Genomic DNA, 12,557 nt, shown 5'->3' with positions numbered 1-12,557 from the left:
ATGCCGCGGCGCGCTGTTCTGGTCACGCGTCCCGAGCCGGGTCTGGCTTCTACCTCGGAGGCCCTTCAGCGTCAGGGATGGGAGGCGATTGCCTGCCCGATGCTGGAAATTCAGACCTACGAACCTATAGCGGTGACTGACTGCGCGGCTGTAGCTTTGACAAGCGCCAATGCGCTGGCCGCTCTCAAAAATTGGCCGCGAGACCGTTTGATGGTCACTGTAGGAGCAAAAACGGCTGAACATGCTCGCGCCATGGGCTTTTCCAATGTTCGTGCCGCAGATGGCGACGCTGAAGCCCTGCTGGAGTTCTGCCGTCGTCACAACCTGACGGGACAGTCCCTTATGCTGGCATGTGGCAAGGGTTACGGCCTCGACCTGGCAGTGGCGTTGGGGGCCAGGCGCATCGACGCGTACGCAGTGACGAAGAGGCAAGCTCTCACGGATGCTGCGCGAGACGCTTTGTTGAGCGACCGTGTTGAAGGAGTTGTTCTTTATTCCGGAAAAACGGCTGAAGCCTTCATGGAGGCTTTGGGTACGCCGGAGCGAAATGCTCTGTCCGGTGTGAGGGCGCTCTGTCTGTCAGAGGCCATCGCTGCAAGCCTGACCGAAAAGGACTGGCGTGCAGTGGAGTGGCCCGATCCGCTGGAACGGCTCGGGCCTTTCGTCACCTGAAGGATCAGGCTTCGCCAGCTGGCTCCGGGAACTGCTGGGCGCGCTTGGCCTGCCACAGAGCAACGAAGTCGATCGGCTGCAGAACCACCGGCGGGAAGCCACCGTCACGGGTGACGTCGCTGATGATGGAACGCACATACGGGAAGATCAGGCGCGGCACTTCAACCAGCAGGATCGGCTCGACGAGTTCCTGCGGAGCGTTGCCGAGAGTCACGATGGCAGCATAGGTCAGCTCGGCAATGAAAACCGTGCGGCCAGCCTTGCCACCTTCTTCTGCTGCGGGTTCAGCAGCTTCGGCGCGGACGGCCAGAGCAACTTCATAAACCGGCTGCTCTTCTTCCAGGCGGTTTGCCTGAACATCGATGTTCACGGAGATCTGCGGTGCAGCGCGCAGGGTTGCGAAAATGGAAGCGCCAGCCGGGACTTCAAAGGACAGGTCCTTCGTGTACTGCAGATTGACGGCAAGCGGCATCTGCGGAGGAGCGCCTTCCATGTTCTGTGCAGTGTTGTCGGTGGTATTCTCGGACATGTACGGTCTCCGGATCCGCGAGGCGGATAGCGATGGAACGATTGCGATACAGTGGCGGTAGCATGATGTGTCATGCGCGCCAAGACGGGGTTCCTGCATGCGGAAGGTTGAGATTGGTCCGCTGTCGCCCTATCTGTAAGACAACGGAAATTCCAACGATCTGTGTGAAACATAATCTTCATGTCTTCTGACGACATTCATCTTCCCTCCGCTCTGATGGGCCATTCCGGCCACGCGTTCCCATGGGACATCGTGGTGCTGGCAATTCTGGCGATTGCCTTGGGCTTTCGCCTGTACCGCGTGCTGGGGCGTCGCATTGGCATGCAGGGTGTGCGTCAGGAGCGTCCGCCGGTTTTCGCTGCTGGTGGGCAGGCTTCAGCGCGTCCGACGCCTCCACCGCTGCCTGGTACAAGCCAGCGGGGTGAGGAAACGGTCGTGGCGCAGGTCGAATACGACATTCCCGCTCCGGCAACCCGGGTGGGCAGCGTACTGGGTCGTATGACCCAGCTTGATGCAGGTTTTACGCCTCAGGCTTTTCTTAAGGATGCTGAGAACACGTTCCGCCAGATTGTTCCGGCTTTCGCTGCGGGGGACCGCGCGGCTCTGTCAGGTCTTATGACCCCGGAAACTGAAGACGCCTTTCTCTCCGCGATCAACGCGCGCGCCGAAGCAGGCGAAACACAGCGCAGCGATCTGCGGGGTATCGAAAGTATGGCCATTCTGGATGCGATGCTTCCCACCGACGATGTGGCTGCCCAGATCGGTCGAATCGAAGTTCGGATTGTGTCCCGTCAGGTTAATATGCTGACGGATCGCAACGGAGACCCTGTACAGGGCACGGATGCCGTGACGGAATTCCATGATCTGTGGCTGTTTGAACGTCAGTTCGGGACGTCGGACGCGCGGTGGCGTCTTGCGGCATCGCGCCCAGCCTGAAAATAGTTCGTCCATTATGAAAAAGCTGCTGAGTCTGGCTGCCCTGGCCATGTTGGCCGGGTGCACCACGTCAAATGAACCGTCATCTTCTGTTTCATTGACGCCTGTAGGTTTCGATGCACTCGCGGGGTGGGATCGGGAGGATTTCGCTTCGCTCCTGCCTGTTCTGCGGCAGGAGTGCCATCGGCTGACGCAATTGCCGCCTGAAACGCCTCTCGGGGGGGCTGAGACCCTTCCGTATGGTCGCCAGGTTGGAGACTGGTCTGGTGCGTGCGCCGGACTGGAGAGTGCTGCAGATGCCAAATCTTACCTGCAGACATGGTTCCAGCCCTACGAGATCGATACCAAAGCGTTTTATACTGGGTATTTTGAACCCCAGATTGAGGCATCCCTGACGCGCGAGGGGCCATATCAGACGCCTCTTTATGGGCGCCCGGCAGATCTGGTTCGTGCCAAAGCAACCAACGGTCAGATGGTCACGGGACGTTGGGAGAACGGTCAGTTCAAACCGTATTACGATCGTGCCCAGATTGACGGTGGTGCTCTAGCGGGGCGCGGGTTGGAAATTGCGTGGCTGAAAAGCCCTGTGGACCTGTTTTTTCTGCAAATTCAGGGCTCCGGTCGTCTGATCCTGCCAGACGGATCGCAGATCCGGGCTGGTTATGACGGCAAGAATGGCCAGCCTTATGTCCCGCTTGGCCGTGTGCTGGTTCAGGATAACGAACTGGCTCCCTCTGCTGTCAGTATGGAAAGCATCCGTGCATGGCTGGAGGCGCATCCGGATCGAATGATGGCGATGATGGAGCGTAACCCGAATTACGTTTTCTTCCGCAAAGATACGGGAAGTCTGGCACAGGGCGCGACAGGAGCATTCGGTGTGCCGCTGACTGCTGGGCGGTCCGTTGCGATTGACCGATCGATCGTGCCGTTTGCGACCCCGCTCTGGGTTGAGACAAAGCTGCCGGATGCAAAGGGCCAGCCAGCACCATGGCAGCATCTCGTGTTCGCTCAGGATATCGGAACCGATATCAAGGGGGCGGGACGTGCCGATCTGTTCACCGGGTGGGGTGCTTTTGCCCAGTATGTTGCCGGCAATCTGCATGAAAATGGCCGAATGGTCATTCTGTTGCCGCGCCCTCCAGCGGATTCGCCCACCCCATGATCCGGAGCCGCCGGGAAACACTCGGCGCCCATACGCTGATCCGGGGAGACTGCACTACAGTTCTGCGGCGCATGTCGTCGCAGACGGTGGATGTCGTGGTGACGTCTCCGCCCTATAATCTTGGGATTGAATATCGGACCTATCAGGACCAATTGCCGGAAGATGCCTATCTGGACTGGATGGAAGACGTTTGCGCCAGTGTGAAACGGATCATGAAGGACGATGGGTCGTTCTTTCTGAATATCGCTGGATCATCTTCACAGCCCTGGCTGCCGTTTGAACTGATGTCCCGGTTGCGGAAGCTCTTTGTGCTTCAGAACCATATCACCTGGATCAAGTCGATTTCGGTGGGTGAAATTACCTATGGGCATTTCAAGCCGCTGAATTCACCCCGCTTTGTTAACCGTAATCACGAGCATATTTTTCATCTGACGAAAAAGGGAGACGTCAAAGTTGCCCGGTTGGATGCTGGCGTTCCATTTACGGACAAGAGCAATATCTCGCGCCGACAGCATGAGATGGATCGTCGATGCCGTGGAGACACGTGGTTCATTCCCTATGAGACCGTGCGAAGCCGAAAAGAAAAATTCAGCCATCCGGGGACGTTTCCAATCGCGTTGCCGGAAGCCTGTCTGCGGTTGCATGGCGCCAAGCCGGGCGGCGTCCTGCTGGACCCGTTCATGGGAGTGGGGACCAGCCTGATTGCGGCGGAACGCAAGGGGTTGTCCGGTATTGGCGTGGAAAAGGACACACGGTACGTCAACATTGCCCGTAAGCGCCTCAGGGCTGCGATTGGGACCCGGGAGGAAGACTGGGAAGACGAATGATCGGTCAGACCTGTAGGTCTGACAGGATCAATCGTTTTGACTTCTTGTGTTACAATCTCCAAACCTCACATTCTCGTGACAGTGAGGAGATTTGCGGTGCGTCGCAGCACAATTACCAAAGGAATTGCCGGTCTGGTGGCACTGGGCGTTGTCGCCTGGGGCGGAACAGTCACCTATCTCGAGCATTTCGATCATGCTGGTGCGCCGCAGCTTCCCGCGAGCAGCCCCACACGGCATGACCCTATCGCCATGACAGCGTTTGCAGCGTTTCAGGAAGTCCGTTGTGACTACTGCCACACGCGCAACGCCGATCTGCCATTCTACTTCAAACTCCCGCTCGCCAATCAGATTATGAGCCGTGATCTGGAGCAGGGGCAGCGTCACTTTGAGTTTGCGCCGATCATTGAAGCGTTCCAGCAGGGCAAGCCACCATCGGTTGAACAGCTTTCCCGTATTGAGGAAGTGATTGTTCAGAACCGTATGCCGCCTGCGGCTTACCTGACGATGCATCCCCATGCTCATCTGGACGAGAAACAGCGTGCGGACATTCTGAAGTGGGTACGTGATCAGCGTGAGCGCTATTACGCCAGCTCTGACGTGGCGCCAGAATTCCGTGGCGAAGTCCTTCAGCCGATCCCGGAAACAATTGCCGTAGACTGGAAAAAGGCTGAGCTGGGCCGGACCCTGTTTTTCGACAAGCAGCTTTCAGGGAATGGCCAGCTCAATTGTGCGAGCTGCCATGGTTTGAACAAGGGCGGTGTGGATAATCAGACCACGGCGACCGGCATTAATGGTCAGACCGGCCCGATTAACGTACCGACGGTTTACAACTCCGTCTTCAATATCGGTCAGTTTTGGAACGGCCGTGCCAAGGATCTGGCTGAGCAGGCTGCAGGCCCGGTGATGAACCCGCTGGAAATGGGATCTCATGACTGGGCATCCGTTGCCGACCGTGTGCGTGCTGAGCCTGGATATGCTGATCAGTTCACGGCCATCTATGGTTCGGACGATATCACCAAGAACACGGTGACGGACGCGATCGCCGAATATGAAAAAACACTGATCACCCCAGACAGCCGCTTTGACCTGTACCTTAAGGGCAAGGCAGACGCGATTACGGCTCAGGAAAAGCGTGGCTATGAACGCTTCAAGGCAATTGGCTGCTCGGGCTGCCATAGCGGTGTTGCGGTCGGTGGAGACGCTTACGAAATTCTAGGTCTGGAAGGACCGTATTTCGAGGACCGTCACACCAAGCTGACGGCTGTGGATGATGGTCGCTTTGCCTTCACGAACAATCCGTCTGATCGTGAGCGCTTCAAGGTCCCCAACCTGCGAAACGTGGAACTGACAGGCCCGTGGTTCCATGACGGATCAGCAAAGACGCTGGACGCTGCGGTTCGTGCCATGGCCCGTTATGAGACGCCCGATCATGACATCACAGAACAGGATGTTACGGACATTGTGGCCTTCCTGAAAACTCTGACAGGAAAGTATCAGGGCATTCCGCTCAAGGATGTTCCGGCAGATGCGCCGCTTCGGGGCGCGCAAGCCAACTAAATGTTCCAATGACGCCAGCGAGCGGCTCCGAAGAAATTCGGGGCCGTTTCTGATTCTGGATTATTCTTCCTGTAATTTGCGATCTGCCGCCTGATCAATTTCATTTCTCTCTGCCGGCGTCAGGAGACCGCGTTCAAGCTCCTGCGTTGCGCGCGCTTTCGCATTTCGGGCCCGAGCCTTTGTGTCGACGGGGTAGGCCCTTTTTTCAGGAAGGCCGAAGTCATCGTCGGGTAGGCTGTCTCGCTCTTCTTTGGTCAATTTGCTCACGGTCTGTCTCCTTCACGAGAAGACTTGGGAAAGCTGCGTCCGGTTCTACAAGGCGCAGCTCGGACAAAAATAATGGTCTCTTCCCGAATTGATCGTGCGCCTGAAATGTTCGGATCTCTGTGAGGGAGCAGTGCCACCGTGGCCAGTCATAGAGTTGTAGGACCGAACGTTCTGAAGAAGAGCCTGATGCCAAAATTGCGAGAGGCCTGAAATTACGTCTTTTCCATTGTTCGATCGGCATGGAAACAGTTACACGCAGTGCAGGTTATTTGCTGGATGCAAGACTGAATCAGGTCAGGTGGGGTTCTTTGGTGGCAAAACGGGTTCTGAAAGAGGAGGAGGAAAGCCTGTGGCGCATGGTTGTGCGCGACATCGTGCCGCTACACCCTTCCAGACCCAAATCCAAACCCGTCCCGCCACCCACGCCAAAAGTCGAAGCGGTAAAGCCTGCTCGGGTTCCGCTTGTTTCGCCTCCACCCTCTGAACAGGACCTGTCATTCCGCGCTCTTTTGGCGCGTCCAGTTCTTCGTCGACCCAGACCGCAGGATCTGCGGGTCGGTGTTCGATCACCTGGTCTGGATGATACGAGCTGGAAGCGCCTCTCCCGCGGGGAGCTTAAGGTTGATGCGAAGCTGGATCTGCATGGATATATTGTGCAGGACGCTTTTGAGCGCCTGCTGGACTTCATGCATCGCGCCAAAGCACGAAACTGGCGGTGCGTTGAAGTTGTGACAGGGCTGGGGAGTGGCGCCACGAGCGGACTGATTCGTCGGGAGCTGCCGCTGTGGCTTCAGAGAGCAGACATCCGGCCCATGGTGCTGGCCGTTGTCCACCCTCATGCTGCCAACCATGGCTCCGTCCGAATTTTGCTGCGGACAAAGCGCCGGTAAAAGGTCAGAGCGGTCGCGTTTCCTGGCCGATGCGCCAGCGTGGCGTATTCATGGCAATCCAGCGCCTCAGAGCAAGGATTGCGCCAATATCAGGCGTTGCCCTAGAGAGGAATGGCGCTGCATTGTCGCCCGCAGCCAGCATGAAATGGTGCTTTTCCGCCCAGTGGCGCACGGTCGGATCTACCGCTGCATCCCAGCAGGCCTGCTTCCAGCTCTTGACCATATCTGGTGGGGTAAGCATCGGGAGTGCCACAGTCAGTGCTGTATAGGTACTTGCGGAGACTGCTTGCCAGGCTCTGTATAGCGCTCCTTCAGGCGGACGGCGGCGTGCCTCCTGATAGGCCTCCAGAAAATTCGGGATCGTATCTGACCCTGTGTCTGACAGGTCGCCTGTATGATAGAGCGGCGCTGTACCGGGCGGCAGCTTGGCGAGAATGGTCTCTACCGGCACATCCAGCGTGTAAGGAAGTAACTGAACGGCATCGACCTGATTGTTAGCAAGTGCTTCCAGTGCGTCTTCCGTTCGACTGAACCCAGACACCGGAATAGGGCGCAGGCCAAGGAGCGTCAGGCCAAGAAGGGCGTCAAGTTCCGTTCCCGTTGGGCGAGAAACAGCCAGTCGAACTGGATGATCGTGAAAGAAACCCTTGAGGCGGCTTCGGAGCGTTTTGTGCAGTTCTGCACGCGCAATGACGACAGTTGTCGTGTGAGCCGTCAGAAGGGGGATCCACCGTGCGAAATCATAGTGGACGCGAGAGTCACCGGTTAGCGAGGCCAGCAGGACGCTTCCCGGCGCAATAAGGGCCGTGCTTCCGTCCGGCGCGCTGTTGGCGTCAAAAAGATTGGCAGCGCGGACTCCGTCCTGACCGATATCCGGCGTGATCTCCAGGGGGGCGTCCAGTCCCAGCGTGCGGGAGATAACGCCTGCCGCGAGTTCCCCGAACTGCCCCTGGATGGACGCCAGTGTTCCACCAAGGAGCAGATGTGCGTCAGGCATGTCCGCAGCACGGGCCTGCAGAGAGGGCATGGCGCTTCCGGCACCGAGCACGGCCAGCCCTTTCAGGCAGTCACGGCGGGTCGGGGAACGGAGCATCACGGCCAGCGAACTTCTGGAGGCATGCTCATCAGGATCGATTCGGTATTGCCGCCTGTCTTCAGGCCAAACAGCGTTCCACGATCATGAAGCAGATTGAATTCTACATAACGTCCGCGGCGGATCAGCTGGGCGTCGCGGTCGGCGTCCGTCCACGGATTAAACATGCGGCGTCGGACAACTGCGGGGTAGGCGTCATGGAAGGCCATGCCAACGTCTTTCGTGAAGGCGAAGTCACCTTCAAGGCTTCCAGTCGAGAACTGATCGTAAAAGATGCCGCCGAGGCCACGCGGCTCGTCGCGGTGATGGAGGTGGAAGTACCGGTCACACCATTCCTTAAAGCGCGGATAGTGCTCCGGATCGTGCTTGTTACAGGCAGCTTCAAACATTTTGTGGAAGTAGTCGGCGTCAGTGCGGGCTTCGGCACTGTCTGGGAACATTGGCGTAATATCGCCACCGCCACCGAACCAGCCCTTGGTCGTGATGATCATGCGCGTATTGAAATGTGCAGCGCTGACATGCGGATTGCAGGGGTGCGCGACAAGGGAGACGCCCGTTGCAAAGAAGCGCGGGTCTTCGGATGCGCCGGGAATGTTCTTGCGGAATTCGGGAGAGAATTCGCCCCAGACCGTGGAGACGTTGACGCCTACCTTCTCAAAGACGCGACCGCGCATCACGGACATCACGCCGCCGCCGCCATCGGGGCGATCCCAGGCCGTGCGAACGAAGCGTCCCGGTTGCGTGCGATCTCGCAGGACCTGAGAATTGCCTTCGGCGGCTTCGTCTTCAAGTTTCTCATAAGACGCGCAAATCCGGTCCCGGAGAGATTCAAACCAGGCCTTCGCCTCACGCTTCAAAGTGTCATGAGGCACATCCGGGCGAACGAGTTCAGCAAAAACGGGGCTGATCTGGTCCATTTTTCTCTCCCCTACCATCCTAAGGACGAATTCTTGTTACGCGGAGTGTCCTAGCAAATTGCGCTCAAGACGAACAGTTGGCTGGCTGCATGTCTGCTGTCGCTCTGTGGCGCGATGATGGCAGAGAGCATCTTGCCGCTTCGTAAATGCCTGCGTGATTTTTTTTGGACATGGATCAGCGGAGGCTTGCGCCAATCTTCCGTCTCGTGTTCCTGAACGGTCCTCAAACATGTTCATCAGGGGCGGACTGAACAACCATGTCTTCGGAAACAGAAATTCAGCCGGTTATCGGCGTTATTGGTGGCTCCGGCCTCTATGATATTGACGGTCTAGAAAACAAGGAATGGCGTCGGGTTGAAACGCCGTGGGGCGAAACCTCTGACGAGCTCCTTTTCGGAACGTTTGAAGGCATCAAGTGCGTCTTCCTGCCCCGTCATGGTCGTGGTCATCCGATCCCGCCCTCACGGCTGAATTTCCGCGCAAATATTGATGCTCTCAAGCGCTCAGGCGTGACGGATATTCTGTCTCTTTCAGCTGTGGGCTCTTTAAAGGAAGAATTGCCGCCGGGCCGTTTTGTGCTTGTCGATCAGTTCATTGATCGCAGTTTCGCGCGCGAGAAAAGCTTCTTTGAGACGGGATGTGTGGCGCATGTCGGCATGGCGGACCCGGTGTCCGCTCGTCTGCTGGATGTGCTGGAAGCGGAGTCCCGCAAGCTTGATATTCCGGTGACGCGTGGTGGAACCTATATCGTCATGGAAGGGCCGCAGTTCTCGACGCGTGCCGAGAGCGAGCTCTATCGGTCATGGGGTTGTTCGGTTGTTGGCATGACCAACATGCCGGAAGCCAAGCTCGCCCGTGAAGCCGAGATGACCTACGCAACGGTAGCCATGGTCACGGATTATGACTGCTGGCACACGGAGCATGACAGCGTAACGGTTGAAGGTGTGGTGAAGGTCATGAAGGGGAATGCGGATAATGCCCGCCGTCTCGTGAAGGCTGTGATCCCAGTTCTGGGTCAGAAGCGCCCTCTGGACCTTTCCGCCGAGCGTGCGCTCGACTTTGCGATTATCACCGCACCCGAGAAACGCGATCCGGCGCTTGTTGCCAAGCTGGATGCCGTTGCAGGTCGCGTTCTGAACAAAGCCTGAAATGGCTTGCCGCCCGCGTAAAAACGGGCGGCAGAAGGGCAATCAGTGCCCTTCCTGCTTCTCGTCGATTTGAGCGTAGCCCGGCTGACCGGCGTCGGTGCTGGGATCATCCAGCAGCTCGCGTTCTTCTTTTCGATCCGCGACGGGAAAATGGCGGTGATCGCCCTGGTCCGTGCTGCGCTCTGGGAATTCCCCAAGATTCTCCTGTAAGCGGGGATCTTCGATCTGAACATCCGCCAACTCTGGCGGTGGAAGATCCTCAACAGGTGTGCCTTCGGGAACGCCCTTGATGGAAATCAGGTCCGTCGCTTTGTCCAGATAGGCTTCAGGGCCACCGTCCGGCTTTCCATCGGCTTCCCAGAGCAACTTGGCCTCGCGGCGGATTGCTGCGTCACGTTTTGGATCTGCTTCGAGTGGGTTGTTGCTCATGATCAGAACTCCTGAAGGGTTGGGCGCAGGACAATCTCGTTGATGTCCACGTCGTCAGGTTGTGAGATGGCGAAAGCGATGGCCCTCGCCACGGATTCCGCCGGAATTGCAATCTTGTAGAACGCTTCAACATGCTGACGACTTTCACTGTCGCCGCTGCCCGTTTTGAGTTCGCTTTCCACTGCGCCGGGCTCGATGGATGTAACGCGAAACGCGTTGCCAGCCTCCTGCCGGAGGCCATCGCTAATGGCCCGCACGGCAAACTTCGTTCCTGAATAGACGCTGCCTCCAGGGGCGAAGACCTTGATCCCGGCAACCGAGGACAGGTTAATGACATGTCCCGATTTCTGACGTTCAAAGATCGGCAGCGCTGCGGCAATGCCGTACAGAACGCCCTTGATGTTGATGTCGATCATTCGGTCCCACTCGTCGACCATCAGTCGTTTCATGGGGGCAATCGCCATCAGCCCGGCATTGTTCACGAGGACATCAAGACGTCCGAAGTCCTGCTCAACGGCTTTTACAACCTCAGCAACGTTCTGGCGGTTCGTGACATCCAGTGTGTAGGCCCGTGCAGTCTGGCCAAGTGCTTCGAGTTCCGAGACAATTTCGTCCAGCCGGTCCCGACGTCGGGCGGCGATAGCAACGTAAGCCCCTCGTGCTGCGAGATAACGTGCGGTTGCTTCACCGAGGCCGCTGCTGCCGCCTGTAATGAGAACAATTTTTCCTGCAATGCCTTCCATGTCAGGCCTCACCCACGCTTGATGTGATGCTTCAGAAACGCGACGCTCCGGCTCCAGGCCAGATCACGGGCGTCCTGATTGAAGCTGGAACGTTCTGGGCATCCGAAGCCATGTCCGGCCTGATCATAGAGGAAGACCTCGACTTCCGGCCGACTTGCGCGAATTTTCTGAACGTCACCTGGCGGAATAGACGCATCTTCTCCGCCGAAATGGAGCTGCGTCGGGCAGTGCGGCGCTGTGTCACAATGGTTGGCAATGCCGCCACCATACCATCCCACGGCGGCATTAAAGTGGTGCGTGCGTGTTGCCGCAAGCCACGCGATGAGGCCGCCCCAGCAGAAGCCGATAATCCCGACTGGACGGTGATCATCGTCCTGTCTCAGTTTTTGGGCGCAAGCTTCCAGATCCTGCTGGATCAGATGTGGCGAAATTCCACTTCGAAATTCCAGCCCTTCCTTCAGGCCAGCCTCGTTGTACGCCAGAACCGTATGGGGTTTGACGCGGTCAAAGAGGGCAGGTGCGAGAACATGGAAGCCCTGCTGAGCCAGATCAGAGCAGACGTCCCTGATGTGCCCGGTCAGGCCAAAAATTTCCTGCACGACGACAATGGAGCGTGTGGACTCGGGGGAGCCCGTCTCCCATGCCTCGAATTCATGGCCGTCTGCCGCCGTGAGGCGGATCATGTGGCCCTCGGTCTTTTCTTGGGAATGCTTGTGGTCCATTGATTTCTGTCCAGTCTCTGTAACGCCGGAAAGGCAGATGCCATGAGCGACGTCATCAATCTCCGTCGGGAACGCAAACGCCGCAAGTCCGTAGAGGATGCGAAGGAAGCTGAGACCAATCGTCGTCTTTATGGCCGGACGAAAGGTCAGAAAATGGCGGATATGCTGGAGAAAAGGCGTTCCAAGGCCCTGTTGGACGGAAAGAAAATTTTTTCTGCCGAGGGCGATGGTTCTTGACGAAAACGGGTGGCGGCACTACCTCTCTTGGCACTCTCGATATGGGAGTGCCAACTGCGCTGCAGTAATTGAGCGCGTAACCCGGCCGCGTCGCTTTGTAGAAGGGCACGGCCTAAAATGGAGCGATCCATGACGACATTTCGTCCCCTGCATGACCGCGTTGTAGTCCGTCGCCTGACCGGTGAAGAAAAGACCGCTGGCGGCATCATCATCCCTGACACCGCCAAGGACAAGCCGACCGAAGGCGAGATCGTTTCCGTAGGCCCGGGCGCCCGGAACGAGCAGGGCCAGATCGTGGCTCTCGACGTCAAGGCAGGCGACAAGGTGCTGTTCGGCAAGTGGTCCGGCACCGAGGTGAAGATCAACGGTGAAGAACTGCTGATCATGAAAGAGAGCGACATCATGGGTGTGATCGGCTGAAAAGCCGT

Annotated in this window: 16 protein-coding genes; 9 read left to right on the top strand and 7 right to left on the bottom strand. The window is 57.7% G+C overall.

Annotated features, from left to right (window positions below):
* Positions 1-672: a uroporphyrinogen-III synthase gene (locus tag GCE01_RS01170; RefSeq protein ID WP_099210378.1), complete on the top strand. Its 672-nt coding sequence runs from the start codon at positions 1-3 to the stop codon at positions 670-672.
* A 4-nt stretch (positions 673-676) separates the two neighbouring features.
* Here GCE01_RS01170 and secB read toward each other — a convergent pair whose 3' ends face one another.
* Entirely contained in the window at positions 677-1,201 is a 525-nt protein-coding gene (gene secB, locus GCE01_RS01165) for a protein-export chaperone SecB (protein ID WP_046899665.1), read from the bottom strand.
* A gap of 180 nt (positions 1,202-1,381) precedes the next feature.
* On the opposite strand from secB, the gene GCE01_RS01160 reads away from it, so the two are divergent.
* The 4 genes from GCE01_RS01160 to GCE01_RS01145 all read left to right on the top strand — a co-directional run bounded on the left by GCE01_RS01160 (position 1,382) and on the right by GCE01_RS01145 (position 5,683).
* On the top strand, positions 1,382-2,137 hold the full coding sequence (locus GCE01_RS01160; protein WP_099210376.1) for a Tim44/TimA family putative adaptor protein: 756 nt from the start codon (positions 1,382-1,384) through the stop codon (positions 2,135-2,137).
* 16 nt (positions 2,138-2,153) lie between these two features.
* Positions 2,154-3,299, top strand: coding sequence for a murein transglycosylase A (gene mltA, locus GCE01_RS01155; RefSeq protein WP_099210374.1), 1,146 nt, complete (start codon positions 2,154-2,156; stop codon positions 3,297-3,299).
* The gene (locus GCE01_RS01150) at positions 3,296-4,126 is read left to right on the top strand and encodes a DNA-methyltransferase (protein ID WP_046899662.1); all 831 of its coding nucleotides are present in this window, start codon (positions 3,296-3,298) and stop codon (positions 4,124-4,126) included. The genes mltA and GCE01_RS01150 overlap by 4 nt, the downstream gene beginning before the upstream one ends.
* Positions 4,127-4,222: 96 nt before the next feature.
* The gene (locus GCE01_RS01145) at positions 4,223-5,683 is read left to right on the top strand and encodes a cytochrome-c peroxidase (protein WP_064273998.1); all 1,461 of its coding nucleotides are present in this window, start codon (positions 4,223-4,225) and stop codon (positions 5,681-5,683) included.
* A 60-nt stretch (positions 5,684-5,743) separates the two neighbouring features.
* On the opposite strand, the gene GCE01_RS01140 is transcribed toward GCE01_RS01145, so the two are convergent.
* Positions 5,744-5,950, bottom strand: coding sequence for a hypothetical protein (locus GCE01_RS01140; RefSeq protein ID WP_099210372.1), 207 nt, complete (start codon positions 5,948-5,950; stop codon positions 5,744-5,746).
* Between the two features lie 356 nt (positions 5,951-6,306).
* Between GCE01_RS01140 and GCE01_RS01135 the strand changes: the two genes are divergently transcribed.
* The gene (locus GCE01_RS01135; RefSeq protein ID WP_244591040.1) at positions 6,307-6,840 is read left to right on the top strand and encodes a Smr/MutS family protein; all 534 of its coding nucleotides are present in this window, start codon (positions 6,307-6,309) and stop codon (positions 6,838-6,840) included.
* A 4-nt stretch (positions 6,841-6,844) separates the two neighbouring features.
* On the opposite strand, the gene GCE01_RS01130 is transcribed toward GCE01_RS01135, so the two are convergent.
* On the bottom strand, positions 6,845-7,933 hold the full coding sequence (locus GCE01_RS01130) for a hypothetical protein (protein ID WP_233126249.1): 1,089 nt from the start codon (positions 7,931-7,933) through the stop codon (positions 6,845-6,847).
* Entirely contained in the window at positions 7,933-8,850 is a 918-nt protein-coding gene (gene hemF, locus GCE01_RS01125; protein ID WP_099210370.1) for an oxygen-dependent coproporphyrinogen oxidase, read from the bottom strand. Before hemF ends, GCE01_RS01130 begins: the two co-directional genes overlap by 1 nt.
* A gap of 257 nt (positions 8,851-9,107) precedes the next feature.
* Here hemF and GCE01_RS01120 point away from each other — a divergent pair, with 257 nt between their 5' ends.
* Entirely contained in the window at positions 9,108-9,998 is an 891-nt protein-coding gene (locus tag GCE01_RS01120; protein ID WP_099210368.1) for an S-methyl-5'-thioadenosine phosphorylase, read from the top strand.
* A 42-nt stretch (positions 9,999-10,040) separates the two neighbouring features.
* On the opposite strand, the gene GCE01_RS01115 is transcribed toward GCE01_RS01120, so the two are convergent.
* The 3 genes from GCE01_RS01115 to GCE01_RS01105 are packed head-to-tail and all read right to left on the bottom strand — an operon-like array spanning position 10,041 to position 11,853.
* Positions 10,041-10,427: a DUF2934 domain-containing protein gene (locus tag GCE01_RS01115; RefSeq protein ID WP_046899656.1), complete on the bottom strand. Its 387-nt coding sequence runs from the start codon at positions 10,425-10,427 to the stop codon at positions 10,041-10,043.
* 2 nt (positions 10,428-10,429) lie between these two features.
* The gene (locus GCE01_RS01110; RefSeq protein WP_099210366.1) at positions 10,430-11,170 is read right to left on the bottom strand and encodes an SDR family oxidoreductase; all 741 of its coding nucleotides are present in this window, start codon (positions 11,168-11,170) and stop codon (positions 10,430-10,432) included.
* Positions 11,171-11,178: 8 nt separating this feature from the next.
* A complete protein-coding gene (locus GCE01_RS01105; protein ID WP_244591039.1) occupies positions 11,179-11,853 on the bottom strand; it encodes a dienelactone hydrolase family protein in 675 nt (224 codons plus the stop codon).
* 81 nt (positions 11,854-11,934) lie between these two features.
* On the opposite strand from GCE01_RS01105, the gene GCE01_RS01100 reads away from it, so the two are divergent.
* Both GCE01_RS01100 and GCE01_RS01095 read left to right on the top strand, forming a co-directional pair.
* A complete protein-coding gene (locus GCE01_RS01100) occupies positions 11,935-12,129 on the top strand; it encodes a DUF4169 family protein (RefSeq protein ID WP_099210362.1) in 195 nt (64 codons plus the stop codon).
* Positions 12,130-12,258: 129 nt separating this feature from the next.
* Complete coding sequence (locus GCE01_RS01095) at positions 12,259-12,549, top strand: co-chaperone GroES (protein WP_046899653.1); 291 nt, start codon at positions 12,259-12,261, stop codon at positions 12,547-12,549.
* Positions 12,550-12,557: the final 8 nt, after the last annotated feature.

Source organism: Gluconobacter cerinus (assembly GCF_002723935.1).
GTDB lineage: Bacteria > Pseudomonadota > Alphaproteobacteria > Acetobacterales > Acetobacteraceae > Gluconobacter > Gluconobacter cerinus.
Note: the sequence above shows the minus strand (reverse complement) of the source record. Positions and strands in the feature narration are given on the sequence as shown.

What these genes read in the sequence shown, in the direction of transcription:
- GCE01_RS01170 (WP_099210378.1), top strand. Translation starts at nt 1, where the DNA reads ATGCCGCGGCGCGCTGTTCTGGTCACGCGTCCCGAGCCGGGTCTGGCT.
- secB (WP_046899665.1), bottom strand. Translation starts at nt 1,201, where the DNA reads ATGTCCGAGAATACCACCGACAACACTGCACAGAACATGGAAGGCGCT.
- GCE01_RS01160 (WP_099210376.1), top strand. Translation starts at nt 1,382, where the DNA reads ATGTCTTCTGACGACATTCATCTTCCCTCCGCTCTGATGGGCCATTCC.
- mltA (WP_099210374.1), top strand. Translation starts at nt 2,154, where the DNA reads ATGAAAAAGCTGCTGAGTCTGGCTGCCCTGGCCATGTTGGCCGGGTGC.
- GCE01_RS01150 (WP_046899662.1), top strand. Translation starts at nt 3,296, where the DNA reads ATGATCCGGAGCCGCCGGGAAACACTCGGCGCCCATACGCTGATCCGG.
- GCE01_RS01135 (WP_244591040.1), top strand. Translation starts at nt 6,307, where the DNA reads ATGGTTGTGCGCGACATCGTGCCGCTACACCCTTCCAGACCCAAATCC.
- GCE01_RS01130 (WP_233126249.1), bottom strand. Translation starts at nt 7,933, where the DNA reads ATGCTCCGTTCCCCGACCCGCCGTGACTGCCTGAAAGGGCTGGCCGTG.
- hemF (WP_099210370.1), bottom strand. Translation starts at nt 8,850, where the DNA reads ATGGACCAGATCAGCCCCGTTTTTGCTGAACTCGTTCGCCCGGATGTG.
- GCE01_RS01120 (WP_099210368.1), top strand. Translation starts at nt 9,108, where the DNA reads ATGTCTTCGGAAACAGAAATTCAGCCGGTTATCGGCGTTATTGGTGGC.
- GCE01_RS01115 (WP_046899656.1), bottom strand. Translation starts at nt 10,427, where the DNA reads ATGAGCAACAACCCACTCGAAGCAGATCCAAAACGTGACGCAGCAATC.
- GCE01_RS01110 (WP_099210366.1), bottom strand. Translation starts at nt 11,170, where the DNA reads ATGGAAGGCATTGCAGGAAAAATTGTTCTCATTACAGGCGGCAGCAGC.
- GCE01_RS01105 (WP_244591039.1), bottom strand. Translation starts at nt 11,853, where the DNA reads ATGATCCGCCTCACGGCGGCAGACGGCCATGAATTCGAGGCATGGGAG.
- GCE01_RS01100 (WP_099210362.1), top strand. Translation starts at nt 11,935, where the DNA reads ATGAGCGACGTCATCAATCTCCGTCGGGAACGCAAACGCCGCAAGTCC.
- GCE01_RS01095 (WP_046899653.1), top strand. Translation starts at nt 12,259, where the DNA reads ATGACGACATTTCGTCCCCTGCATGACCGCGTTGTAGTCCGTCGCCTG.